The sequence below is a fragment of the Streptomyces sp. NPDC048275 genome (assembly GCF_040652275.1).
Classification (GTDB): Bacteria; Actinomycetota; Actinomycetes; order Streptomycetales; family Streptomycetaceae; genus Streptomyces.
In genome coordinates, this window is the sequence record NZ_JBEZLR010000003.1 from 39368 (window position 1) to 62858 (window position 23491).

Annotated in this window: 23 protein-coding genes and 2 pseudogenes; 9 read left to right on the plus strand and 16 right to left on the minus strand. The window is 70.6% G+C overall.

From position 1 onward, the window contains the following. Positions 1–193 precede the first annotated feature (193 nt). Positions 194–1033 (minus strand): ANTAR domain-containing protein, encoded by an 840-nt coding sequence (locus AB0D57_RS02860; RefSeq protein WP_362066281.1) that lies wholly within the window; start codon positions 1031–1033, stop codon positions 194–196. Between the two features lie 130 nt (positions 1034–1163). Between AB0D57_RS02860 and AB0D57_RS02865 the strand changes: the two genes are divergently transcribed. Then, entirely contained in the window at positions 1164–1586 is a 423-nt protein-coding gene (locus AB0D57_RS02865; protein WP_362066283.1) for a helix-turn-helix domain-containing protein, read from the plus strand. A gap of 251 nt (positions 1587–1837) precedes the next feature. Here the strand turns inward: AB0D57_RS02865 and AB0D57_RS02870 are convergent, their stop codons facing one another. Beyond that, complete coding sequence (locus AB0D57_RS02870; RefSeq protein WP_362066285.1) at positions 1838–1963, minus strand: hypothetical protein; 126 nt, start codon at positions 1961–1963, stop codon at positions 1838–1840. Positions 1964–2295: 332 nt separating this feature from the next. On the opposite strand from AB0D57_RS02870, the gene AB0D57_RS02875 reads away from it, so the two are divergent. The 6 genes and pseudogenes from AB0D57_RS02875 to AB0D57_RS02900 all read left to right on the plus strand — a co-directional run bounded on the left by AB0D57_RS02875 (position 2296) and on the right by AB0D57_RS02900 (position 4096). Next, positions 2296–2439: a hypothetical protein gene (locus tag AB0D57_RS02875; protein WP_362066287.1), complete on the plus strand. Its 144-nt coding sequence runs from the start codon at positions 2296–2298 to the stop codon at positions 2437–2439. 171 nt (positions 2440–2610) lie between these two features. Then, positions 2611–2880 (plus strand): annotated as a pseudogene (locus tag AB0D57_RS02880) (hypothetical protein); the annotation flags it as partial. Between the two features lie 146 nt (positions 2881–3026). Then, on the plus strand, positions 3027–3218 hold the full coding sequence (locus AB0D57_RS02885; protein ID WP_362066665.1) for a hypothetical protein: 192 nt from the start codon (positions 3027–3029) through the stop codon (positions 3216–3218). 36 nt (positions 3219–3254) lie between these two features. Beyond that, complete coding sequence (locus AB0D57_RS02890) at positions 3255–3497, plus strand: tyrosine-type recombinase/integrase (RefSeq protein ID WP_362066289.1); 243 nt, start codon at positions 3255–3257, stop codon at positions 3495–3497. 35 nt (positions 3498–3532) lie between these two features. Beyond that, positions 3533–3649 (plus strand): annotated as a pseudogene (locus AB0D57_RS02895) (3-hydroxyacyl-CoA dehydrogenase family protein); the annotation flags it as partial. Positions 3650–3838: 189 nt separating this feature from the next. Then, a complete protein-coding gene (locus AB0D57_RS02900; RefSeq protein ID WP_362066291.1) occupies positions 3839–4096 on the plus strand; it encodes a hypothetical protein in 258 nt (85 codons plus the stop codon). A 7-nt stretch (positions 4097–4103) separates the two neighbouring features. Here AB0D57_RS02900 and AB0D57_RS02905 read toward each other — a convergent pair whose 3' ends face one another. The 10 genes from AB0D57_RS02905 to infC all read right to left on the minus strand — a co-directional run bounded on the left by AB0D57_RS02905 (position 4104) and on the right by infC (position 15913). Continuing rightward, positions 4104–4649, minus strand: coding sequence for an NUDIX hydrolase (locus AB0D57_RS02905; RefSeq protein WP_362066293.1), 546 nt, complete (start codon positions 4647–4649; stop codon positions 4104–4106). 126 nt (positions 4650–4775) lie between these two features. Further along, on the minus strand, positions 4776–6116 hold the full coding sequence (locus tag AB0D57_RS02910) for a transcriptional regulator (RefSeq protein WP_362066296.1): 1341 nt from the start codon (positions 6114–6116) through the stop codon (positions 4776–4778). A 358-nt stretch (positions 6117–6474) separates the two neighbouring features. After that, complete coding sequence (locus AB0D57_RS02915; protein WP_362066667.1) at positions 6475–7467, minus strand: PP2C family protein-serine/threonine phosphatase; 993 nt, start codon at positions 7465–7467, stop codon at positions 6475–6477. Between the two features lie 453 nt (positions 7468–7920). Further along, positions 7921–10422 (minus strand): phenylalanine--tRNA ligase subunit beta, encoded by a 2502-nt coding sequence (gene pheT, locus AB0D57_RS02920; RefSeq protein ID WP_362066298.1) that lies wholly within the window; start codon positions 10420–10422, stop codon positions 7921–7923. Further along, positions 10422–11546, minus strand: a complete 1125-nt coding sequence (gene pheS, locus AB0D57_RS02925; protein ID WP_362066300.1) for a phenylalanine--tRNA ligase subunit alpha — start codon at positions 11544–11546, stop codon at positions 10422–10424. The genes pheT and pheS overlap by 1 nt, the downstream gene beginning before the upstream one ends. A gap of 146 nt (positions 11547–11692) precedes the next feature. Next, on the minus strand, positions 11693–12901 hold the full coding sequence (locus tag AB0D57_RS02930; protein ID WP_362066302.1) for an ATP-binding protein: 1209 nt from the start codon (positions 12899–12901) through the stop codon (positions 11693–11695). Between the two features lie 53 nt (positions 12902–12954). Further along, complete coding sequence (locus AB0D57_RS02935) at positions 12955–13812, minus strand: RNA methyltransferase (protein WP_362066304.1); 858 nt, start codon at positions 13810–13812, stop codon at positions 12955–12957. 556 nt (positions 13813–14368) lie between these two features. After that, positions 14369–14752, minus strand: coding sequence for a 50S ribosomal protein L20 (gene rplT / locus AB0D57_RS02940; protein WP_007380809.1), 384 nt, complete (start codon positions 14750–14752; stop codon positions 14369–14371). Positions 14753–14847: 95 nt separating this feature from the next. Further along, on the minus strand, positions 14848–15042 hold the full coding sequence (rpmI, locus tag AB0D57_RS02945; protein ID WP_007829094.1) for a 50S ribosomal protein L35: 195 nt from the start codon (positions 15040–15042) through the stop codon (positions 14848–14850). 154 nt (positions 15043–15196) lie between these two features. After that, positions 15197–15913: a translation initiation factor IF-3 gene (gene infC, locus AB0D57_RS02950; protein WP_362066669.1), complete on the minus strand. Its 717-nt coding sequence runs from the start codon at positions 15911–15913 to the stop codon at positions 15197–15199. A 382-nt stretch (positions 15914–16295) separates the two neighbouring features. Between infC and AB0D57_RS02955 the strand changes: the two genes are divergently transcribed. Continuing rightward, positions 16296–16661, plus strand: a complete 366-nt coding sequence (locus AB0D57_RS02955) for a DUF1844 domain-containing protein (RefSeq protein ID WP_362066307.1) — start codon at positions 16296–16298, stop codon at positions 16659–16661. A 24-nt stretch (positions 16662–16685) separates the two neighbouring features. Here the strand turns inward: AB0D57_RS02955 and AB0D57_RS02960 are convergent, their stop codons facing one another. Then, complete coding sequence (locus AB0D57_RS02960; RefSeq protein ID WP_362066309.1) at positions 16686–17417, minus strand: SseB family protein; 732 nt, start codon at positions 17415–17417, stop codon at positions 16686–16688. Between the two features lie 149 nt (positions 17418–17566). Here AB0D57_RS02960 and AB0D57_RS02965 point away from each other — a divergent pair, with 149 nt between their 5' ends. Beyond that, on the plus strand, positions 17567–18535 hold the full coding sequence (locus AB0D57_RS02965) for a serine hydrolase (protein WP_362066311.1): 969 nt from the start codon (positions 17567–17569) through the stop codon (positions 18533–18535). A gap of 221 nt (positions 18536–18756) precedes the next feature. Here the strand turns inward: AB0D57_RS02965 and AB0D57_RS02970 are convergent, their stop codons facing one another. The 3 genes from AB0D57_RS02970 to AB0D57_RS02980 form a co-directional block, all read right to left on the minus strand. Then, positions 18757–20259, minus strand: coding sequence for a serine/threonine-protein kinase (locus AB0D57_RS02970; RefSeq protein ID WP_362066313.1), 1503 nt, complete (start codon positions 20257–20259; stop codon positions 18757–18759). A 35-nt stretch (positions 20260–20294) separates the two neighbouring features. Beyond that, complete coding sequence (locus tag AB0D57_RS02975) at positions 20295–20963, minus strand: hypothetical protein (RefSeq protein WP_362066315.1); 669 nt, start codon at positions 20961–20963, stop codon at positions 20295–20297. Positions 20964–21162: 199 nt separating this feature from the next. After that, entirely contained in the window at positions 21163–23343 is a 2181-nt protein-coding gene (locus tag AB0D57_RS02980; protein ID WP_362066317.1) for an N-6 DNA methylase, read from the minus strand. Between the last annotated feature and the right edge of the window lie 148 nt (positions 23344–23491).

A 23491-nucleotide genomic window follows, 5' to 3' on the forward strand; every position in this document is an offset into this window, starting at 1 on the left:
AACTGCCGCCCAGTCGCGGGTGCGGCAGTTGCTTGCCCCTTGCGGCGCCCTGGCGGCTGTCGGCCTGGGCCTTTCGGAACAGATCCGCGTCGCCTGTGTCTCTCGCACGCTCCGCTGCCGCCCCGGCACGGCGCTCCGGGTCCAGATGCGGGTCACATCCTCCTGTGCCGACAGTGCACGTCTCGAGGAAGAGTCACGGCGCGGGGCTGTCGCTGTCCGGCGGCGCGAATCTGCGGGTGGGAGAGGTCCAGTCATGGCGTCGGTGGTTCAGGGAGAGCGGGTTGCGTGTTTCGGTGACCGCCGCGGAGACCTGCTGCTGCAATCGGTCGGGCAGCGGAGCGCCGTTGACCGCCCCGACCAGCTCCTGGGCCAGGTGGTGAAGTTTGGTGTTGGTGCGCTGGGAGGCCTCGACCAGGACGCTCCAGGCGTCCTCGGAATTCAGACCGAAGGAGGCCATCAGGACTCCGCGGGCCAGATCGATGGCCGGCCGGGTCTGCATGGCCCTTTTGAGCTGGCCGATTTCGATGCGCAGGTTCTCCTCGACTTCCTCGGGCAACCCGCCCTCCCCCACAGGGCTGGGGGTGGCACCGATACGTATGCCCTGGCCGATGGCGGCCACGCCGGGACCGGCGCCATCCGGGTGCGCGAAGAGCGGCCATGTGCGGGTGAGCGTGAGCAGGCGCTCGACCGCGATCCCCGCGGTCTGGATGCAGACCGTCTTGGCCTCCACCAGAGCCAGGCGACGGATGCGCAGCAGGACGTTGAGGCCGGAGCAGTCACAGAAGTCGACCCCGGCGAGGTCGAGGTCGAGGCCGTGGACGGAATGGGCCAGTGCTTCGCGCAGGGCGTGCTGCAGTGCCTGCTCCATGTCGATGTCGAGTTCACCCGCGACCACCACAACCGTCCGCTCACCGGCGGGGTATGCGGCGACCTTCAGGAACGGCGAGGCGTGGGCTCCAACCCTGCCATCCGCCAGCGTTTCGTGGACGGCTTCGTCACCGCTTCTCGCCTGGGAAGAAAGATGTTCTGGCATGGAGTCGCTCCCGGGGCATCCACCGGTCTTCGCCTCCTCCAGGCTCGACCTCCCCACCTCGCACGTCAAGCGTTACATGAACCCATTTTCACCCTTTTGAATGCGTGAACGTTGGCACTACGCTGAGGGCATGGGTGGAGTACCTGAAGGACACAGCGGCTGGACCTTCCTGACCAACCACGCCCGGGTACTGGCCTCGATCGCCGACGATCCCGGCACCCGTATCCGTGACATCGCCGCACGGTGCCGGCTCACCGAGCGCGCTGTCCAGAAGATCATTTCCGATCTTGAGCAGAGCGGCTATCTCACCCACACCCGGCAGGGCCGCTCGAATCTGTACCGCATCGAACAGGGAACCATCCTCCGCCATCCGGCCGACGCCGGTCTCACCGTGGCGGGCCTGCTGGCCGCCCTCGACCAGCACGAGAGTTCCCACGAAATCCGGCATGGGCAGTGGGCAGGGCATCAGGGGAGCGACGGGACAGAAGAGTCTGCTGACGACGACAGCATGACGGCCACAAGATCCGTATTTGTCGGCCGTCACCCCGAGTGAAGTCATGACTCGCGCTGATCGACCTCCTGGAGACGGCTCACCAGCGAAGCCGACCGGCGCGGCTCCTGATGCGTACCTGCTTCTGATCCGGTCGGTACGGCTTGGTGGCGCGATCGCTGACGGGGGCGAGGCTCCGTATCCGGCTGTTTGCCGGTGTCTTCCCCACGTCGCAGGCAGTACCGGCCGAATGGAGGCCGCACCTGCCAACGGTGCGGCCTGCACCGGGTCGCTGCCTTTGAAGCGGCGGACTTTCAGCCGATCGGCGGCAGACTTTCAGCCCGATCGCGGTCGAGGAGGAGCCGGGCGAGGTGGTGCTGCGCGAACATCCCGGCAGCCCCGGTGTCCTTGCACAGCCGGGCGGTCAGCTTTCCATCCATGCCGTCGAGTACTTATGGCGTGCGACCTGGGCGTTTCATACCAGCGGTGACATTGGTGCCGAGCGGTGGGTCGTCGAGAAGGCTCTGTTGATCCTTCAGGGCCGGAGCCAGGACACCGCTGCCGAGATCATCACCCAGGCCGAGAGGCCGAGCTCACTCCCGAACAACGCAAGGGAGCCGAGACCTGCGTCAACTACCTCACCACGAAACGCAAGTTCCTTGGCAACGACACCGCGCTGACCAAGGGCTGGCCGATCGCAACGAGGATCATCGAGGGGGCGTGCAGGCATCTCGTCGGTGATCGTCTCGATATCACTGGATCACGGTGGGGCGTGGCCGGCGCCGAGGCCGTACTCAAGCTCCGCGCCCTGCACAGCAACGGCGACCTCGACGACTACTTCGCCTACCACGCCGAGCAGGAACACCGGCGCGTCCACCAAGCCCGCTACCAGGACAACCTCAGACTCGGAGCTTGATCAACAAATCCCTGCATCAGAGCTACACCCATCTGGCAATGCGCGACCGCATGGCCGGCACGGCGAGACCTATACGCCCGGAAGCCAGAGGTAGCGGAACTGCGCGAGCAGATCAGGGCTAGCGTCCAGGCATGACGACGACGCGTACCGAGGAGTCTTTCACCGGCCTGCGTGAGGTTGTCGCCGCTGCGGGCCTGTCGGCAGAGGGAGCGCAGCCAATACGGCTCGCGGAGAACGATCTATGGCGGCTACCGGCCCGGCATCGTTGTCCGGATCGCCCGCGCCGGACAGGAGGCCGCGGCTGCGCGCGAGGTCGCTGCGACGCGATGGCTCGCCGAGCACGACGTCCAGGCTCTCCGCCCGTTGCCGATGGAGCAACCCGTACATGCCGGTGGGCGGGCTGCGACGTTCTGGGACGAGCTTCCTCCGCACCGGCACGGTACGGAGGTCGATCTCGCCCCCTTGCTACGTCGACTACACGATCTGCCGAAGCCCCCCTTCAACATTGAGAAGCTGGATCCTTCGTACGGATCACCGACCGCCTCTCGGCGGCTCGATCGGCTAGCGACGACGATCGGGAATGGCCCCTGCGCCGACTCGAGGCCCTCCGGCAAGAGTGGGACCGTCTACCCGCCGACCACCCGGAGTGTGTCATCCACGGAGATGCTTGGGGCGGCAACTGCGCCGTGACGAGGAAGGCCGTACTTTTGCCTGCCCAAGGGCGGCAAAACGCGAGACGTTCCCCTCTCCCCCTGCACGCTCCCGTGGCGCAACCCTGAGCCGCCGACGACCGAGCTGGAAGGGCGCGCGAGGACATGTTCCACGTCCTCCGGCACACGTACGCGAGTGCCCAGCTTGAGGCCGGCGAGTCGATCGTGAGCGTGTCGGAGTGGCTCGGGCATGCCTCGCCGCAGACCACGCTGAAGCACTACGCTCACTTCATACCCGGGGCGGGCAAGCGGGGCCTCGCCACCATGGACGAGTGGTTCGATCAAGATCCACAACCGAATGTCCCTGAGAAGTCCCTGGGCGCCGCACAGGCCCAGAACAGGCCATGAAATCGCTGGTGAAAGCGGTAATCGCTCACACTGGCAACGTGTACGAGGAGTACAGGGAGCCGCTGTACGCCGCTCCCCCGCTGCTGCAGCGCATGGTGGACGCCGGACGGCTCGGCCGGAAGTCGGGCTCGGGCTTCTACACGTACGCCTGATTACGCGTCGTAAGTCTTGGGCAGGCGTGGGCCCGGCACCTGATGCGGTGCCGGGCCCACGCCATTCACACACCGTGTGCGCGCCGGGCCCGCATATGCCCCTCGCACACTCTCCCCACGCGTCCACGAGGCGGGTTGACTTTCCGTGCGCATGCAAGCGATGTGACGACTACGGAAAGGAGCGGACTCGTGACCGCCGACCCGGAGCATCGCGTGGTCCAAGGGGAACTCGCAGAGTTACGCCGTCGCCTCGACGTGGCGCAGGCCCGCGTCGAGGGTGGGCTGGCTCTGCACAGTCACCGTGCCGAACAGACCGCCAAGGAGCTCGACGACCTGAGCACGCGGGTCGTCGCACTGGAACACACCCGCTGGCCACTGCCCGCGGTCGCGGCCATCACGGCCGTGGGCGCACTCGCCGTGGCGGTCTGGCAGGCACTGGGGCACTAGGGGAACATCAGGGCAACGCGTCCTGCCCGAGCCTGAGGTGATGCAGGAGGAGTAGCGCGGCAGCCATGTTGGCGGCCGGGACCTCGCCGCGGGCGACCATGTCGGGGACGAGCTTGAGGGGAACCCATTCCCGACGGTCGGACTCGAAGTCGTCCACGGGGTGTCCGACGTACGTGCCTTCGCCGGCCCAGAAGATGTGGTGCCGGGCGTCGGTGAGCCCGTTGGAGGGCTCGACGCTCATCAGATGGCGCAGGGGTCCCGGTCGCCAGCCGGTCTCCTCCTCGAGTTCGCGGGCCGCCGCGACGGCCACGTCCTCACCGTCCTCGACGACGCCCGCCGCGAGCTCCCACCCCCAGCTGTCGGTGATGAAGCGGTGCCGCCACAGGAGCAGCACTTCATTGGCCTCATTCACCACCGTGGCCACCGCCACGGGCCGCAGCCGGATTAAAAAGTGATCGAGGTGCCGACCGTCCGGCAGCTCGACATCTGCGAGATTGACGCTGAACCAGCGGTTTGCATACACAGTTTGTTCGTTCAGTTTCGTCCACTGCACGGTTCTGCCACCTTCCGCCGAGTAGATGGCAATATCGCAGCAGGAGCGTCCTGACAGCAGGCGCACAGCGGTCGGCCCGCAGTGCGCCCGCAATGTGCCCCCGCCGTGCGGCGGCAGCTCAACGGCCTAGAGCGGTACGCGCAGTGCCCCGTCGATGAGTTCGGCTGCCTCGGCCGTGCCGGCGCAGCCGCTGCGCACCAGGTGTTCGCGTACCGCGCGGAGTCTGTCACGCAGTCGCTGGGACTCCATCCCCCGTGCCTGCTCGGCCATTTGGACCGCGGTGGCCACCGCTTTGTCGGCATTGCCCTGGCGCAGCTCGATCTGGCTGAGCATGGCGAGCCGGTGCACCCGTCCCCGGTCGTGCGCCGGGGTGTCCACGGCCGCCGTGGCGTGCGCGGCCGCGGCCACCAGGTCACCGAGGCTCAGCAGTGCCTCCGCCACCTGTACGTTGACCAGGCCGGGCTGGACATAGCCGGTCTCGTCGGGCTCGTAACCGCGCCGGATGCGCTCGGCCGCCTGTTCGGCACGCCGGATGCAGGACAGCGCGCTGCTGCCGTCGCCGAGATGGGCGTACGCCTTGGCCTGCATCGCGTAGAGGTCGGAGGCGAGAGCCGGAGTGATGTGCCGACCGGCGGCCCGCAGCGCGGCCTCGGCGAAGGCGACGGCCTGCCGGTACTCGCGCATGAACAGGGACTGGTTGACGAGCAGGGCTATGACATACGCCCCAAGTCCCCGGTCCCCACTGGCCTTCGCCAGCCGCAACGCCTGGTGAAAGTAGCGCTGGGCCAGTCCGTGCGCGTCGGAGTCGTAGGCGCAGATGCCCGCGACGGCGACCAATCCGCCCGTCGCACGGTGGAGTTGGCGGCCGGTGGCGTCGGTGTAGCCGCCGCGCAGCAACGGCGCGGTCTCCGCGTTGAGGAAGCCGACGATCCGGCTGCGGGTCGCGATACCGCCGGCCTTGCGGTACATCTGCTCGTAGTGGGCACGGGCCGCGCGCAGCATCTCGATGTCGGCCATGCTGACGTGGTGGCGTCCGCCGCGCGAGACATCCACGTCCTCGGGCGGGTTCTCCCACTCCCACACGGGCATCACGGCGGGCGTACCGGTGACGGCCGGGGCGCCGAGGATGTGCGGGCGCTGCTGTTCGTCGGAGCGCCACAGAGCGGTGGCGCGCTCGACGAAGCCGGAGAGCGAGGTGCCGTGCGGGGTGGACGGCTCGCCGGGCACGCCGAGTCCGATGTCGTCGAGCGTGACGGGCCGGTGCAAACGTCCCGCGAGCACTTCGCAGATCAGGTCGGGCACCTGGCCGCGCGGGCGCTGGCCCTTCAACCACCGTGCCACGGCCGTGTGTTCGTATCTGAGCGCGAGGCCGCGCGCTCTGCCCGCCTGGTTGACGTGGGCGGCGAGTCCCGCGTGCGAGATGCCGGCCTCGTCGAGAATCGCGTCGAGCAGCGTGTTGGGCTGCATACAGGCCCCCGGGTGGCTCGGTGCCGACGGTGCGGTCAGAGTAATGCGTCCGCGCCACGTCGTGCGTCCCTCTTCACACGGGGTGTGAACGGAGTGCCCGAATCCGGGCGGTACGCGCGCTGTCGCAGAGAGTTTCAGGCCGGTTGACTGAAATGCCTCGCAAGAGGCCGGCCGGGCCGCCGGCTCCCCCTCACACAGTGCGGCGGCCCGATTCCGCGCCGTCCGCCCGGCTGCCTGCCCGACACTCCGTGGCGGGGCGGACGGCGCGCTCCGCTGGGAGAACAAGGAACTGGCGGGTAGTCAGTCGGCCGCGGGTCGGGTGTGGCTGGTCGCGCCTACGCGGCGGAGCCGCATGATGTCACTGCCCCGCGCCCCTGGAGACGGGCGCGCTGTACTCGCATGCCCCGGTGGGCCTGCGGTCGTTGCGGAGGACCAGGACTGCCACGTCGTCCGACGGTCGTCCGCCGGTGTGCTGGAGCAGGTCGGTGAACACGGTGCGAAGGACGGTCTGGGGTGAGACAGGGTGGTCTCGGACGGCTTTGCTGAGCTCGGCCGGCAGCGGGAAGAACCGGCCGTGGCCGTCGCGCGCGTCCTCCACGCCATCGGTGTGCAGGAACAGCCCCTCGCCCGGCAGCAGTTGACCGCAGTGCACGAGGGGCAGCTCCGCGGGGAGCGGGAACGGCCCCAGCGGAGGCAGGGGTTCACCGGTCGACAGCCGCTCGACATGACCCTGCACGCCGTCCGGTCCGACACGACTGCGCAGCAGATACGGCCACGGGTGACCACAGTTGAGGGCGTGCACCTCGTCGTCGCGGCCGATCTCCAGGAGCAGCATCGTGACGAACTCCTCGGCGACCGGGCTCTCGGAGTCCGGGCCCGTCGAGGGATGCTCGGCCCGTGCCCGCTCGCGCAGATGCCGGGCCAGGGCACGCTCCAGCCTCCGGAGCACAGAGCCGAGTTCCGGCTCGTCGTGCACGGCCTCGCGGAAGCTGCCGAGGACGGCGGCGACGGTCCCGATGGCACTGAGGCCGTGCCCGCGGACGTCGCCCATGACGATCCGGACGCCGTGCTCGGTGGCGATCACCTCGTACAGATCACCGCCGACACACGCGCCGCGATCCGCGGAGAGCTGGGCCGCCGCGATGTTCAGTCCGTCGATCCGCGGGGGCAGCGGCCGCAGCAGCACGCTCTGGGCGGCGCCCGCAACCTTGCGGATCTGTCTGAGCTCCCGCAGCAGCGGCCCTCTGACGTGGAGTACCAGCCCCGTGCCGACCGCGAAGAACACGGCGCTGGTGATGATCCGGGCCCCGAGCCCGTCCTGCCGGGCGAGCGGGCAGGTCATCTTGAACATGATCGCGCTCACGCCCCAGACGGTGGGCAGCCCCAGGCTCAACGCCCACCGCCACGGCTTCCGTTCGGCCCGGCGTACCGTCCGGATCAACTTCCGGGCCGGCTCCCGCGAATTCGTCCGGGGCGTCACCTCGCGGGGAGCCCCAGCCTTGATACGGATCATGCCGATCGGCCCCCCCAATAGGCCCTGACTGCGCAGATGACCTTCGAGAGGCCGGTCCGATTCTTGCGACCGCATGCCCCGATCGGGCAGATCACCCGAACTTGTCACCCAAATGAGTGATCCACCGTCGGACACCTGCATTTATGCAGGTAGGCGCAGGGGGCGCCCCATGAGGGGCGCGGGGGAAGCGCCCCAAAGGGGCGCGGGGAACCGCGCGCCCAGCCACGAATCACCCGCGGCCTACAAACAACGCACAGTTCCCCGGCACCCAGCAGAGCTGACCCGGCGGAGCTAGCTCCGCAACACCGCTCCCGTCCGCTCGCCCGCGAGGGCCACCGCCGCGTCGCGGGCCGCGGAGGCCTCGTCGACAGTCAGGGTGCGGTCGGCCGCGCGGAACCGCAGCGCGTAGGCCAGGGACTTCTTGTCCTCGCCGAGCTGCTCGCTCTCGTAGACGTCGAACAGCCGGATGGACTCGAGGAGTTCACCCGCACCCTCACGCAGCGCCGCCTCGACGTCCGCGTGCGGGACGGACCGGTCGACGACGAGCGCGACATCCTGCGTGGCGACCGGGAAGGTCGAGATCTTCGGCCCCTTGGGGTGGCCCGCGCTCGCCCGCTCCAGCGCCTCCAGGTCCAGCTCCATCGCGCAGCTGCGGGCGGGCAGGCCCAGGGTCTTCAGAACACCGGGGTGCAGCTCACCGGCGTACCCGATGACCGTCTCCGTGCCGTCGATGACGACGGCGAGCTCGGCGCAGCGGCCCGGGTGCCACGGCCCGTACTGGCCGGAGCGGACGAGGAGTTCGGTCCCCGCCTCGCGGGCCAGGGAGCGCGCGGCCTCGATGGCGTCGGCCCAGTCGCCCGGCCGGCCCTTGCCCCACCAGCCGGCCTGCTCGCGGGCGCCCGCGAGGACGACGGCGGCGTGCCGGGGCTGGACGGGCAGCGCGGCCGTGAGGGACGCGATCTCCTCATCGGTGGGACGGCGGTCGACGGGCAGGCGCCCGGCGATGCGCAGCTCGCTCTGCGGGTGGAAGACCAGCCCGGTCTCGAAGAGCGCCAGGTCGTGCGAGCCCCGCCCGTCGTTGCGGCGCAGCGCGCCGAGGAGGCCCGGCAGCAGCGTCGTACGGAGCGCGGGCTCCTCGTCGGAGAGCGGGTTGACCAGCTTGACGACCTTGCGCTTCGGGTCGTCGGCGGCCAGGCCGAACTGGTCGAAGACCTGCTCGCCGATGAACGGGTAGTTCAGCGCCTCGACGTATCCGGCACCGGCCAGCGCACGGCCGATACGGCGGTGCAGCCGCTGCCGGTCGGTCAGGCCCAGGCCCGCGGGGGGCTTGGGCAGGGTCGAGGGCAGGTTCTCGTAGCCCTCGAGCCGGATGACCTCTTCGGCCAGGTCGTTCGGGTCGGTCAGGTCGGGCCGCCAGGACGGCACGGTGACGATCAGGTCGTCCTGCCCGTAGACGTCGCAGCCGACCTGCTGGAGACGGCGTACGACGGTCTCGCGGCCGTAGTCGACACCGGCCACCTTGTCCGGGTGGTTCGCCGGGATGGTGATGGTGTGCGGCGCGGACGGCGCGATGACCTCGGTGACCCCGGCGTCGGCGGTGCCGCCCGCGAGGAGCACGAGGAGGTCCACGGTCCGCTGGGCCGCGGCGGACGCGGCCTGCGGGTCGACTCCGCGCTCGAAGCGCTTGGACGCCTCGGAGGCCAGCTTGTGGCGGCGGGCGGTGCGGGCGATGGAGAGGGAGTCGAAGTGCGCGGCCTCGATGACGACCTCGGTGGTCGTGCCCTCGGTGTCGTCGATCTCCGTGTGGGCGCCGCCCATGACGCCCGCGAGGCCGATCGGGCCACGGTCGTCGGTGATCACCAGGTCCTCGGCGTCCAGCGTGCGCGTGACACCGTCGAGGGTGGTGAGTTTCTCGCCCTGCGCGGCCCGGCGCACGCCGATCGCGCCCTGGACGCGGGAGCGGTCGTACGCGTGCAGGGGCTGTCCGAGCTCGAGCATCACGTAGTTGGTGATGTCGACGGCGAGCGAGATCGGGCGCATGCCCGCCTTCTGCAGTCGGCGCCGCAGCCAGATCGGGGAGCGCGCCTCGGCGTCGAGGCCCGTCACCGTACGGGCGGTGAAGCGGTCGCAGCCGAGCGGCTCGGAGATCTGCACCGGGTAGCCGAAGGCGTTCGGGGCCGGTACGTCGAGCAGAGCCGGGTCGCGCAGCGGCATCCCGTACGCGATGGCGGCCTCGCGGGCCACACCGCGCAGCGACAGCGCGTAGCCGCGGTCGGGCGTGACGGCGATGTCGAGGACCTCGTCGACGAGCTGGAGCAGCTCGATGGCGTCGGTGCCGACCTCGTACTCCGGCGGGAGCACGATGATGCCGCCGGAGCCGTCGTCGCCCATCCCCAGCTCGTCGCCGGAGCAGATCATGCCGTGCGAGGTCTTGCCGTACGTCTTGCGCGCGGCGATCGCGAAGTTGCCGGGCAGGACGGCGCCCGGCAGGACCACGACGACCTTGTCGCCGACGGCGAAGTTGGTGGCGCCGCAGACGATCTCCTGGGGCTCACCGGTGCCGTTGGCGGTGCCGACGTCGACCGTGCAGAAGCGGATCGGCTTCTTGAAGCCCTCGAGCTCCTCGATGGTCAGCACCTGGCCGACGACCAGGGGACCCTTGAGGTCGGCGCCGAGCTGCTCGACGGTCTCGACCTCGAGGCCCACCGAAATGAGCTTCTCCTGGACGTCCCGGCCGGTCTGCGTCGCCGGCAGGTCGACGTACTCCCGCAGCCAAGAAAGCGGGACCCGCATCAGATCTCCATCCCGAACGGCCGGGTGAACCGGACGTCACCCTCGACCATGTCTCGCATGTCTTCGACGTTGTGGCGGAACATCAGCATCCGCTCGATGCCGAACCCGAAGGCGAATCCGCTGTACTTCTCCGGGTCCACGCCACAGGCGACCAGCACCCGGGGGTTGACCATGCCGCAGCCGCCCAGCTCGATCCAGCCCTCGGAGGAGCAGGTCCGGCAGGGGCGGTCGGGGTTGCCGACGGACTCGCCCTTGCAGACGTAGCAGAGCATGTCCATCTCGGCGGACGGCTCGGTGAAGGGGAAGTAGTTCGGCCGCAGCCGGGTCTTCATCTCCGGCCCGAAGAGCGCCTGGACCATGTGGTCCAGGGTGCCCTTGAGATCGGCCATGGTCAGGCCCTCGTCGATGGCGAGGAGCTCGATCTGGTGGAAGACCGGGGTGTGCGTGGCGTCCAGTTCGTCCGTGCGGTACACGCGGCCGGGGCACACGATGTAGACGGGCGGCTCACGGTCGAGCATGGCGCGGGCCTGCACGGGCGAGGTGTGCGTGCGCAGCACGACACCGGACTCTCCGTGATCGCCCTTCGGGCCCTCGACGAAGAAGGTGTCCTGCATCTGCCGGGCCGGGTGGTCGGGCGTGAAGTTGAGCGCGTCGAAGTTGAACCACTCCGCCTCGACCTCGGGGCCCTCGGCGATCTCGTACCCCATGGAGACGAAGACGTCCGCGACCCGCTCCATGAACGTGGTCAGCGGGTGGCGGGCGCCGGCCGGCACGCGGTCGTACGGCAGCGTGACGTCCACCGCCTCCTCGACCAGCACACGCGCGTCGCGCTCGGCCTCCAGCTCGGCCTGGCGGGCGCCGAGGGCCTTGTTCACGGCGCCGCGGGCCTGGCCGACCAACTTGCCGGCCGCGGCCTTGGCCTGCGGGGGCAGGGCGCCGATCTCGCGGTTGGCGAGGGCCAGCGGCGAGGTGCCGCCGGTGTGGGCGACCTTGGCCTCCTGGAGCGCGTCGAGGTCGCCGGCGGCGGCGAAGGCGGCGAGCGCCTCGTCCCGCATGCGCTCGATCTCTTCCGGTTTCAAGGCCTCGACCTCTACAGGGTCGTACGACTTATTCGGTGCCGACATCTCTTCCCGTGCTTCCGGTTGGCTGGCGGATGGTCCCCGTCCCGACTCGGGGGACGCCTTGTCCCTGAAACGGGGACGCAAAGGTGCCAAAGGCCGAGTCTAACGGGGGTGAGGTGTGCAAATGCGCCCGTGGGACCTCTTCGGCGTCAGAGCAGGTACGCCGGGGTGCTCACGGGCAACGTAAATCGGAACTCTGCGCCGCCGCCGGGGGCGCGGCCGACCGTGATGGTGCCGCCGTGGGCCTCGACGATACCCTTGACGATGTACAGCCCAAGGCCCGTGCCGCCGCGCTTGCTGCCCCGCCAGAAGCGGGTGAAGACGCGGTTCATGGACTCCTCCGGGATGCCGGTGCCCTCGTCGCTCACGGTGACCGACGTGGCTGCGTTCGCAACGCCCTCCGCGCTCTCTGCGTGTTCCCGCTCGCGCGGGGACGCCGAGGGCGTGATGGCAATCGTGACGGTTCCCTCTCCGTGGCGCACCGCATTTTCGATCAGGTTGCTGAGCACCTGGTCGATCTTGTCAGGGTCGGCCCACAGGGCGGGCAACGGGTGCTCGATGCGCAGCAGGAAGCGGTCGGCGGACTGGCCGGCGGCGACATAGGCCTGGATGTGACGGCCGACGGCGGCGCCGATGTCGACGGGCTGGCGGCGGACTTCGAGGCGGCCGGAATCGATACGGGAGATGTCGAGCAGCTCGGTGATGAGCCGGGTGACCCGGTCGGCGTCGGCGTCGACGGTCTCCAGCATGAGCTTCTTCTGGTCGTCGGTGAAGCGTTCCCACTTGGCGAGCAGGGTGGCCGTGAAGCCCTTCACCGAGGTGAGCGGGGAGCGCAGTTCGTGGGCGACGGTGGCGATCAGCTCGGCGTGGCTGCGCTCGGTGCGGCGGCGGGCCTCAGTGTCGCGCAGTGAGACGACGACGCGGCGGACGGGGCCGGTGGGCGCGGTGCGCACGTACCTCGCGGACACGAGCACCTCCCGTCCCCCGGGGAGCAGGAGGTTGCGCTCGGGCTGCCCGACCCGGATCGCGAGCCCGCCGTACGGGTCGGTCAGCTGCCACCAGCGGCGGCCTTCGAGGTCTTCTAAGGGGAGGGCCGCTTCCAGTTGCCGCCCCAGCGCGGCGGCGGCGGGGACGGCGGTGATGCGGGCGGCGGCGGCGTTGAAGCAGATCACCCGGCCGTCCTCGTCGGCGACGACGAGTCCGTCGGGCAGGTCGTCGGGGCCGATACCGGGATCGGCTCCCGCACCGGCTCCGGGCTCGGTTCCCGGTTCGGCGAGGTCACCGGGGCGCGACGCGGATGTGCCGCGCACGTCCCGTGCGCGCAGTGCGCTCTTCGCACCGCTCGTGCCGACACCCATCCCCGTATCCCACCTCTCGTCTGGCGCAGTGGGCCCCCGAGCCCGTCACCCTACTAGCTGTCGGTGACGGAACGGCACCCTCCGGAGGCGCGCTGTGCACGGGCGGACGCGTAGAGACATACGGCGGCGGCCGTCGCGAGGTTCAGGCTTTCGGCTTTTCCGTGGATCGGGACGCGCACGACGGCGTCCGCCAGCGCGCGGGTCTCCTCCGGGAGCCCCCACGCCTCGTTCCCGAACACCCAGGCGGTGGGCCCGCCCATGGTCCCCTTGTCGAGCTCGTCGTCGAGGTCGTCCTCGCCCGCGCCGTCGGCGGCGAGGATACGGACACCCGCGTCCTTGAGCCCTTGCACGGCCCGCTCGACGGGCACACCGACGGCGACGGGCAGATGGAACAGGGACCCCACCGAGGCGCGTACGGCCTTGGGGTTGTAGAGATCGACGGACGCGTCGGTGAGTACGACGGCCTCGGCGCCGGCGGCGTCCGCGCACCGCAGCACGGTGCCGGCGTTGCCGGGGTCGCGCACATGCGCGAGTACGGCGACGAGCTTGGGCCGCGCCGCGAGGATGCCGTCGAACGGGGTGTCGAGGAACCGGCAGATCCCGACCAGCCCCTGCGGGGTGACGGTCGTCGAGATGTCGGCGATCACGTCGTCGGCGGCGAGGTGCACGCGGGCTCCGGTGGCCCGGACGTCCCCGACGATGTCGGCGTACCGCTCCGCGGCTTCGACGGTCGCGAACAGCTCCACGAGCGTGGCGGCCCCGTCGACGCGATGGCCCGCCGCCTCGCGCACGGCCTGCGGTCCCTCGGCGAGGAACAGCCGCTCCTTGCCCCGGAAATTCCGCCTGGCCAGCCGCCGCGCGGCGGCGACGCGAGGCGAGCGCGATGAGATCAGCTCGGGGGCGGCGGACATGGGGTCACCTCAGTGGGTTGCGGAGGACTACTTCGGACCCGCTACGCCGCCCCCGCACCGACAACACCAGACATCTGTCCCCCGCTGTGGGCGGGCGGCGACTGCGGATTGCGAGCCTGGGCGGGTGCGGCTGCGGATGGATTACGGCTGCGGGCTGTGTGAGCTGTGAGCGAGTTCGCGAACTACGGCTTCGGAGCGCGGGCGGGCTGCGGCCTCGGCCGAGCCGACACCTTGGTGCGACGGGGCCTCCGCCGGGCAATGCCCGGCGGCCACGCGGCTCGGTCCAGCCGGGATGTGTCCGTCTCACAGCCACCGAGCCGGGTCGGCGGGCACGAAGGGCCTTCTCCCCGCCGCGACGTCGCTCAGCAGGCGCGCCGGCGCCCGGCGGTGCGGAACCAGCCGGAGGAGCGCGCGGCGAAAGCAGGCGGTGGGCACCGCGCCCGCCCCGCAGGGCACGTCACCCCCGCTCAACCCGGCGGAGCGCAAACGCACAGGGACCCGCAAGCCGCGAGGCAAGCGGGTCCACAGCTACGTCCGGCTCAAGCCGGCGCGAGCGTCACGCAGCCTTGGGCGCGTTCACGTCCGCCGGCAGCGCCTTCTGGGCGACCTCGACGAGCGCCGCGAACGCGGTGGCGTCGTTGACGGCCAGCTCGGCCAGGATCTTGCGGTCGACCTCGATGTTCGCGGCCTTCAGACCCTGGATGAAGCGGTTGTAGGTGATGCCGTTGGCGCGGGCAGCGGCGTTGATGCGCTGGATCCACAGCTGACGGAAGTCGCCCTTGCGCTTCTTGCGGTCGTTGTAGTTGTAGACCAGCGAGTGGGTGACCTGCTCCTTGGCCTTGCGGTACAGGCGCGAACGCTGACCGCGGTAGCCGGAGGCCGCCTCGAGGATCGCCCGGCGCTTCTTGTGGGCGTTGACTGCCCGCTTGACGCGTGCCACTTGTTAACTCCTTGTAGCGGGGCCGTGGATGTGGTCACACGGCCCGAAATCGATTGGGTCCCGGTCCTGACGTACGGCGCCGAGGCGCCGATGCGTCACTTGCCGAGAAGCTTCTTGATCTTCTTGGCGTCGCCCGGGGCCATCTCGGCGTTGCCGGTGAGGCGACGCGTCAGACGGGACGACTTGTGCTCGAGCAGGTGGCGCTTGCCGGCGCGCTCGCGGAGCACCTTGCCGGAGCCGGTGACCTTGAAGCGCTTGCTGGCACCGCTGTGCGACTTGTTCTTCGGCATAGCGCCGTTCTCTCCTCGTCAGTGGCGTTCCGGTGCCCGGTCGTGAAACCGGGCACGGTGGAACGTCATGGATGTATCGATTGACATCCCTGGACTCGTGTCCCGGGACTCCACGGACTCTCGTCCGCGGCTTCCCGGGGCCTTCGCCCTGGGATCAGACCTCGGTGGAAGCCTCGGCCGGGGCCTCGGTGGTCTCGCCGTCGGTGACACCTTCGTCGGCGACGTCCTCATCGGCGATGTCGGTCTCCGCGGCGTTCTGCGACTTGCCCGGGTTGGCCTTCGCCTCCGCCTTGCGGGCCGCCTGGGCCTCACGGGCTTCGGCCATCGCCTCGGTCTTCTTCTTGTGCGGGCCGAGAACCATGATCATGTTCCGGCCGTCCTGCTTCGGGTTCGACTCGATGAAGCCGAGGTCCTCGACGTCCGACGCGAGACGCTGCAGCAGTCGGTAGCCGAGCTCCGGCCGGGACTGCTCGCGACCACGGAACATGATCGTGATCTTGACCTTGTCGCCCTGCTTGAGGAACCGGACGACGTGACCCTTCTTGGTGTCATAGTCGTGCGGGTCGATCTTCGGCCGGAGCTTCATCTCCTTGATGACCGTGTGCGCCTGGTTCTTACGCGCCTCACGGGCCTTCATGGCCGACTCGTACTTGAACTTCCCGTAGTCCATGAGCTTGCACACGGGCGGACGGGCGTTCGCCGCGACCTCGACCAGGTCCAGGTCGTACTCCTGCGCAAGCTCCAGGGCCTTGGCAAGCGGAACAATCCCGACCTGCTCGCCGCTGGGACCGACAAGTCGCACTTCGGGAACGCGAATCCGGTCGTTGATGCGGGGCTCGGCGCTGATGGATCCTCCTCGGTAGCACCACACGACTGTCTGGAGGACAGCCGCGTATGTCTTTGATGACACGTGGACCAACCACCGCGGCACATGAAAAATGCCCCGGACGGGACACAGGCGGGGCTCCAAGGAATACCGGAGCACCGCCGCGGTCAACCGCGGGGCGCACATCGGGCGACTCCACCGTCCGTACGGAACGGTGGCGGCCGCCTGACCGGGTGACCCGCCATCCCGGAGGACGGTCGGGTGGGAGATCGGAGCCTCCACTTGTGGGCCGAGCACGCTTGCTGGTCGCATGGCGCATCCGGCCGGTCGTTACACAAGGTTAGCAGTTCCCCGGTGCCTGCGCTAACCAGGTGTCGCCCGGCTCCCGCAGTCAGGGGCACGAGCGCCGGGGCCTATCGTGTGGGACATGAGTGACACCCCTCCCCAGAACCCCGACTTCGACACCATGACCCGCGACATCGCCGAGGTCCCCGCGGTCGAGGTGATCGTGACGGTCGCCGTCAACCTGATGAGCGCCGCCGCCGTGAAGCTCGGCCTGGCCCCACAAGAAGGGGAGGGCGACGAGCACAAGGACCTGGACGAGGCCCGCAAGCTGGTGCACGCGCTGGCCGGGCTGCTCGACGCGAGCACCACGGAGATCAGCTCCTTCCACGCGGCTCCGCTGCGCGACGGGCTGAAGTCGTTGCAGCTGGCGTTCCGCGAGGCGTCGATCGTCCCGGACGAGCCGGGCCAGGGCCCGGGCGAGAAGTACACCGGTCCGATCTACGGCTAGGACCTGTCCGGCCGATCACGGTCCTCAGGAGCGTACGTACAGGGGCTCGCCCGGCGGCGTCGTCCCGGCCGGCAGCAATGCCAGGTCGAGACCGCGCACCAGGCGGGCCCTCAGTGTTTCGTCGGCGGCGAGCCGCTCGGCGACCGTGCGGGCGGCTTCGGCCGGGACGGCCGAAGGGTCCAGTACGAGGGCGAGGGTGCCGTCGGCCCTGCCGGGGCCGAGGTGGGCTCGGAGCACGGCGGGCTCGGCGGCCACGGCGGCGCGTACGGCCTCGACCACGGCGGGATCCGCGAGCGGGTCCGCGGTCGTACGCCCTTCGGCGAGGGCGAGCAGCGCCGGGCCGGTCAGCTCGTAGGGGACGGGACCGGCCAGATCGAGGACGACGGTGTCGGCCTTCTCGTGCGCGGCGGCCTGCAGGGCCTGGTGCAGGGGTACGGCGACGGGGCGGGCCTCGGGGTCCCACCGGGCCAGCGACTCGGTGGACGTGAAGGCGGGCAGCGCGGTGCGGTCGCCGGCCTTCAGGGTCGGCACCGCCATGTCGCTGGTCTTCTCGTGGCGCAGCCCGTTCTCGTCCTCCTCGACCTCACCGAGGACGGCCACGACGGGCACCAGGAGCCGGGCGCCCTTGAGCGCCTCCAGGACCGGCCGCACCGCGGTGCGGTCCTCGGCCCAGGCCGCGAGCGCCGCGCTCAGCCGGGGATCGGCGGAGCCGTCGTCGTCGGGGAAGCCGGAGTCGGGAATGTTCTTGTTCGCCACGGTCCCCGACCCTATCGGGGGGATGCTGCTGCGCTTGTGCGGGCCCGGAAACCCGACCGTGACAGTTTTCATGGGATTCTCAGCTTTCGCTGACAAGCCTCTAACATTCGTCTAACGCCGAGCACAGGTGAGGCCCCCACCATCGCGGGATGGCCCCTCACAGAGCTCGTCGGCGCGTACCCGCCCCCCATCGGCGCAGGCACCTGATCTACGCCGTGGTGGCCTCGACCGTCCTCGTGGGCGGTACGGCGGTCGGGACCGTGTATGTGAAGGCACAGGCGCACGACCGTGCCGGTCTCGTATCGTCCTCGGCATCGCCCACCGCGTCACCCACGGCGTCGGCGTCGGCGACCCAGGAGGCATCGGTGGAATCTGTGGCCCAGCCCGCGGTGGACCGGGACGCGCTGCTCACCAGGGCGATGACGTCCGTGACGGTGGAGGACGGCGCCGAGGTGTCGGTCGCGGTACTCGACCTCGACTCCGGGGAGAGCGCCGGGTACGGCGATGCGGCCTTCGACACGGCGAGCATCGTCAAGGTCGACATCCTCGCGACGCTGCTGCTCCAGGCGCAGGACGCGGACCGGCAGCTGACGGCGCAGGAGAAGACGTACGCCACCGCGATGATCACGAACAGCGACAACGTGTCCGCGTCCGCCCTGTGGGACGTCATCGGGCAGGCGGACGGCCTCGATGCCGCGAACAAGCGCTTCGGCCTGACCGGGACCGAGGGCGGGGACGGTGCGCTGTGGGGACTGACCCAGACCACCGCGGCCGATCAGCTGACCCTGCTCCAGCAGGTGTTCGGGGACGACTCCGAACTCGGCGAGGCCTCGCGGACGTACATCCAGGGGCTCATGGGCGAGATCGCCGCCGACCAGCTCTGGGGGGTGTCGGCGGCCGCCGACGGCACCGAGTGGGCCTTGAAGAACGGGTGGCTGGCGCGCAGCACGACCGGGCTGTGGGACATCAACAGCATCGGGCGGGTGAGCGCCGACGGGCACGACTACCTGGTGGCGACGCTGTCCGGCGGCAACACGTCGAAGGCGAAGGGCATTTCGCTCGTCGAGGCGGCCGCGAAGGCCGCGGTCTCCGCCTTCCAGGACACGGCGGAGGGCTAGGGCCTGTCCGGCGGATCAGGTCGCAGGGAAGCAACGGCGCCTGATAGCCCAGGTGAGCGGGGTCTGGTGCATCCAGCTGCAAGGCGGAGGAGGGCGACGACGCGATGGGGGTCCCCCCTGTTCGAGCGAAGCCGAGAACTTGGGGGAGTCGGCAACCGACGACAACGCCGCAGATGGGCGCACCAGACCCCGCGTCTGCGACCTGATCCGCCGGACAGGCCCTAGCCCCGCACCTGCCCCAGCCACTGCAGCGTCCGTCGGATCTCCCCCGCCATCGGATGGCCGGGCCCGCGCAGCCGCTCCACGTCGTGCAGCAGCCGGCCCAGCGTGTCGTGGGCGGCGCCGCGGTCGCCGAGGGCGAGCAGCAAGTGGCCCATGCGTTGCCGGACTTCGAGTGAGAGCTCGGGGTCCCCGGCGACGTACTGGTTCTCGTAGTACGGCAGCAGTGCGCGGTATTCCGCGAGCGCGGCGGCGGCTTCGCCGAGCTGCTCCAGGCACTGCGCGGCCTCGTAGCGGAAGCGCAGGGACTGCGGGTCGGACTGGCCGGCCTCGGCGGCGCGCTCGTCGGCCAGGCGGCGCAGTTCGGGCAGCGCGCGCCGGTACTGGCCGTCGTCCATGAGCGTGGCCGCGTACTGCTTGCGCAGGGTGCGTACGACGGGTGAGTGCTCGCCGTGCTCGGCGGCCGCCGCCGGGAGGATCGAGCCGAGGATGTCGACGGCCTGCGTGATGCGGCCCTCGCCGAGCAGCCGCTTGACCTCGTCGACCGCGCCGGCGACATCGGGCTTCGCCACGGCCGGGGCGGCCTGCGGTTGGGGCGCGGGCGTGCGGGCCCGGTCCGGCCAGGGGGCGTGCGGGCGCAGGAAGGGGCGCGTGGGGTCGAGCGGGGCGCCGGAGGGCATACCGCGCGCGGGCAGCAGCGGGAGCAGCTCCTCGTACGTCTCCTGCGCGGAGGCCGGGCGGTGCTGCGGGTCCTTGGAGAGCAGCCGCAGGACCAGGCTCTCCAAGGCCGGCGGCACCTCGGGGCGCAGCCGCCGCACGGGGAGCGGCGGTTCGTAGAGGTGGCGGTGGAGCACGCCGAGGGCCGTCGAGCCCGAGAACGGCACGTCTCCGCTGAGGAGTTCATGGAGCAGTACGCCGAGTGCGTACAGGTCCGTGTACGGGCCGACCGCGCCGCCCATTGCCTGCTCGGGGGCCATGTAGGCGGGGCTGCCGATGGGTGAGCCGGTGTGCGTGAGGCGGGTGGTGTCCGTGTCCATCACCGACGCGACACCCAGGTCCAGGACGGTGACCGTGCCGTCCTGCTTGACCATCACGTTCCGCGGTTTCAGGTCGCGGTGCACGATGGGGACGGCGTGCACCGCGGAGAGCACGGCACACAGTTGCGCGGCCACGGCGACGGACCACTGCCAGGGGTAGGGGTCGTGCTCGGCGAGGTGGTCGGAGAGGTCGGCCCCGTCGACGTACTGCATGACGAGGAACAGCTCCTCGCCCTCGCTGCCCGCGTCATGGACCGTGACCAGGCCGGGGTGGTCGACCTGCGCGGTGACGCGGCACTCGCGCACGAAGCGGCGGCGCAGCTCGTCGGCCTCCTGGCCCGCGACCTTGTCGGGGCGCAGGAGCTTGACGGCCACGCGCCGGTCGAGGCGCTGGTCGTACGCCGTCCAGACCTGACCCATGCCGCCCTGCCCGATGAGCGTGGACAGTTCGTAGCGGTCGGCGATCATGCGCCCTGTCACCCCCGTCGCCCCCGTCGACCCGGTCACCTGCCGCCCTCGGGGTTGCCCTCATGATTGCTCTCGCGCTTGCGCAGATAGTCACTGAGCTCGTCGAGCTCGGCGCGCACCTGGTCGATCCGCGCGGGCGCGGGGCGCTGCTGCGGCGGCTCGGCGGGCACCGGGTGCTGAGGCATCCGGGGCTGAGGCTGGGGCACCTGGGGCTGGGGCATCCGGGGCTGGGGCTGGGGTATTGGGGGCGCGGGGGCCATGGTCTGCGGGACCGTCGTGGCGGTGTACGGCAGCTGCTGGGGCTGCGGGTAGCCGTACGCGGGCGCCGGGGGCTGCTGCCGCGGTGCGTACGCCGCGAAGCGGAGCTGGTGGAAGTGCCGTACGTCCGCCGCCAGGTAGTACGACATCACGATCACGAGCGTGCCCAGGAGCAGGGCCATGCCCGTCCATCCCCCCACGGTGTGGATCTCGTCGCCCGGCTCCGAACCGAGCAGGACGAGGCCGAGCACCTCGGCCGCGAGCGCGGCCACCATCAGACTCCAGTCCAGCGTCTTGCGGGTCACGATGGCCAGGCGCAACAGCATCGTCCAGGAGAGGAGGCCGATGCTGAACACCGAGATCACCACGAAGAACACGCGCAGGAAGACCAGCCACCCGGTCGGGGGCGGCTGCTTCACCGGCTGCGCGTAGCCGTGGCCTTGCATGGCTGCTCCTGGAGGCCTGATGAGGACGGACGGTTGAGACCGACGGATGAGACGGCCGAGTTCGAAGTCCGAGCGTATAGGCCGACAAGGACAACCGGTCCCCGGTTGTCCCGAATGATTGTCGTACTGATCACTTCGCCTGCCCAACAGCGGCACAGCAGCGGCCCGGCAGTGACTTCCGCAGTGACTCAACCGTGGCTCAGCCGGGCGCGACCGTCCCGTCCGTGAGGCCGTCGTACATGCCGCGCACCAACTGCTCGCCGAGGCGCCCCGCACGCCTGAGAGCCTCCTCGAACTCGGCGAGTGCGCGGAACCGTTCCCCGTAGTGGCGCTGTTGGTCGAGCGGCAGTCGGGGCAGTTGGAGGCGGCGCACGTCGAGCCGGGTGGCGGTGGACGCGTAACTGCTGGCCTGACGGTTGTTGGCGGTGCCGCGCAGGAAACCGGCGAGGAACCACGGATCCAGGGACGCCGGATCGGGTCGCAGGAGCGTGAGGTTGCGGCCGAGCGCGGCGCCCGCGGTCCTCTCGTCGACCACGCGCGCGGTGGAGCCGCCGCCGACCACGGGGACGACGACATCGCCCGGCTCGACCAGCACCGGCTCCTCGTCCCCTTCGGGGAGCGTGCCGGACGGAGCGGTTCCGGCGAGCACGTCTTGGTCGGTGAGCACGGGCACGCGCGCGGGGGCCACATGTGTGCCCGTACGCAGCACCAGCGCGCCCCCGCGCGCGAGTTCGCCGACCGTGATCAGCGGCCAGCGGGCGAGTTGTGTGTGATCGGCCGCCGGAGGCGTGAGGGCAGCCGTCAGCCGGAGGGTCTCGCCGAGGCGTTCGCGTACGGTCGCCAGCTCCTCGGAGCCGGAGCCCGCGGCGGCCGGCGGCAGATGACGGGCGGGGGCCAGGTCGACGTCGTCATCGAGGAGTTCGATGACCGGCACCGCCCGGCTGCGCCCCGGCTGCTCCGGTGCCGTACCGGTGCGTTCGAAGGGCCGCCAGGCGTCCAGCACCGCGGTCCGCACGGCCTGCCAGTCGAGCCCGCCGCGGCCTTCGGTGGCCGCCTCACCGGTGTCCACGAGCAGCAACTCGGGCTGCGCCGGGGCCTTCTCGGGGCGACGCAGCACCCAGAGGTGGAGCGGGATGTTGTACGGGGGTGCCGCGCCGACGGGCAGGGCGATCACGGCCCGCAGGGCACCGCGGCGCAGCAGGTCGGCGCGGATGCGGCGGCCCGAGCGGCGGGAGGCGGCGGCGGGCGGCATGAGGACGACGGCGCTGCCGCCCTCTTTGAGATGGGCCAGCGCGTGTTGCACCCAGGCCAGTTCGGACTCGGTGCGGGCCGGGAAGCCGTACTCCCAGCGGGCGTCGTAGGCGAGTTCGTCGTGGCCCCAGTTGCGCTCGTTGAACGGCGGGTGGCACAGCACGGCGTCCGCCCTGACGCCGTCGTAGGCGTCGGCGCGCAGGCTGTCCCCGGCGGCGGTGCGGACGGTGACGGCCTTGGCGTTCAGGGCGAGCCGCAGCCCGCTGAGCGCGGCCAGTTCGGGGGCGCTGTCCTGGGCGTACAGCTCCTGGGCGGGCTTGGGAGTCACGGCGCGCAGCAGGGCGCCGGTGCCGCACGCCGGGTCGAGGATCGTCCGGGCGGGGCCGGCGAGGTCGGCCATCAGCGCGGCGAGACCGGCCGGGGTGAGCGTGTACTGACGCGGGTTGGCGTCGAGGTGCCGGCCGAGCAGGAACTCGTACGTCTGCCGGGCGCCCAGCTCTGCGGCGAGCTCAGCGGCGCCACGCAGGAGCGGGGCGGAGGGGAGCAGCTGGGGGCCGGTCGGGGTGTTCACAGCCCGGGTGGGGGCCGAGAGAGCGTTCACAGCCTGGTCGAGGGCTGAACGGGGGTTCACAGCCTGCCCGGGGGCGGGGATGTTCACAGCCGGTCCCGGAGCCGAGGGGGCGTTCACAGCCTGGCCGGGGGCGGAGGGGGTGTTCACAGCGCGCTCGCGGGGTGGGCCGAAGCGGGGGGTGAGCACCTGGTCGAGCGCGGCGGGCAGCCTCGCGGCGAGGCGTTCGTCGGAGCCGGCGCTCAGCTCCAGCCACACGGTGGGGCGGTCGTGAATGAGCAGGAGCGCGCAGCCGGCGTGCACGAGGGCGGTGACCGGGCCCTCGGGGTGTCCGGCGAGCTGCTGCCAGACGCGTTCACGCAGCGGAACTTCGGCGAGTTTCCCCTGGTCACGCAACCATGTTTCGACTTCGTCGAGGGCGAAGGCCGGGCTGGTCTCGGTGCCGCCGACCGGCTTGGGGAAGTCGGCATGGCGGCGGCGCCAGTTGCTGACGGCCGCGCGGCCGACCCCGGCGAGCCGCGCGATCCCGGCGGCGGTCACCTCTGTCGCGTTGTCCTGCACCTGCCCGGCTCCCCTCGTCCTGGCCTGCGCCTGGCCCTGGCCTCGGCCATGACTCCGGCCATGACTCCGACCCTGGCGCTGGTCTGTGGCGTCGAGCATACCGACGTATGCAAGATCTACACCTTCACGGGCGTGTACATAACCTTCC

Excerpts from the sequence above, each read along its gene's own strand:
- AB0D57_RS02860 (WP_362066281.1), bottom strand. The coding sequence starts at position 1,033 with ATGCCAGAACATCTTTCTTCCCAGGCGAGAAGCGGTGACGAAGCCGTC.
- AB0D57_RS02865 (WP_362066283.1), top strand. The coding sequence starts at position 1,164 with ATGGGTGGAGTACCTGAAGGACACAGCGGCTGGACCTTCCTGACCAAC.
- AB0D57_RS02870 (WP_362066285.1), bottom strand. The coding sequence starts at position 1,963 with ATGGATGGAAAGCTGACCGCCCGGCTGTGCAAGGACACCGGGGCTGCC.
- AB0D57_RS02890 (WP_362066289.1), top strand. The coding sequence starts at position 3,255 with ATGTTCCACGTCCTCCGGCACACGTACGCGAGTGCCCAGCTTGAGGCC.
- AB0D57_RS02910 (WP_362066296.1), bottom strand. The coding sequence starts at position 6,116 with ATGCAGCCCAACACGCTGCTCGACGCGATTCTCGACGAGGCCGGCATC.
- AB0D57_RS02915 (WP_362066667.1), bottom strand. The coding sequence starts at position 7,467 with ATGTTCAAGATGACCTGCCCGCTCGCCCGGCAGGACGGGCTCGGGGCC.
- pheT (WP_362066298.1), bottom strand. The coding sequence starts at position 10,422 with ATGCGGGTCCCGCTTTCTTGGCTGCGGGAGTACGTCGACCTGCCGGCG.
- pheS (WP_362066300.1), bottom strand. The coding sequence starts at position 11,546 with ATGTCGGCACCGAATAAGTCGTACGACCCTGTAGAGGTCGAGGCCTTG.
- AB0D57_RS02930 (WP_362066302.1), bottom strand. The coding sequence starts at position 12,901 with ATGGGTGTCGGCACGAGCGGTGCGAAGAGCGCACTGCGCGCACGGGAC.
- AB0D57_RS02935 (WP_362066304.1), bottom strand. The coding sequence starts at position 13,812 with ATGTCCGCCGCCCCCGAGCTGATCTCATCGCGCTCGCCTCGCGTCGCC.
- rpmI (WP_007829094.1), bottom strand. The coding sequence starts at position 15,042 with ATGCCGAAGAACAAGTCGCACAGCGGTGCCAGCAAGCGCTTCAAGGTC.
- AB0D57_RS02955 (WP_362066307.1), top strand. The coding sequence starts at position 16,296 with ATGAGTGACACCCCTCCCCAGAACCCCGACTTCGACACCATGACCCGC.
- AB0D57_RS02965 (WP_362066311.1), top strand. The coding sequence starts at position 17,567 with ATGGCCCCTCACAGAGCTCGTCGGCGCGTACCCGCCCCCCATCGGCGC.
- AB0D57_RS02970 (WP_362066313.1), bottom strand. The coding sequence starts at position 20,259 with ATGATCGCCGACCGCTACGAACTGTCCACGCTCATCGGGCAGGGCGGC.
- AB0D57_RS02975 (WP_362066315.1), bottom strand. The coding sequence starts at position 20,963 with ATGCAAGGCCACGGCTACGCGCAGCCGGTGAAGCAGCCGCCCCCGACC.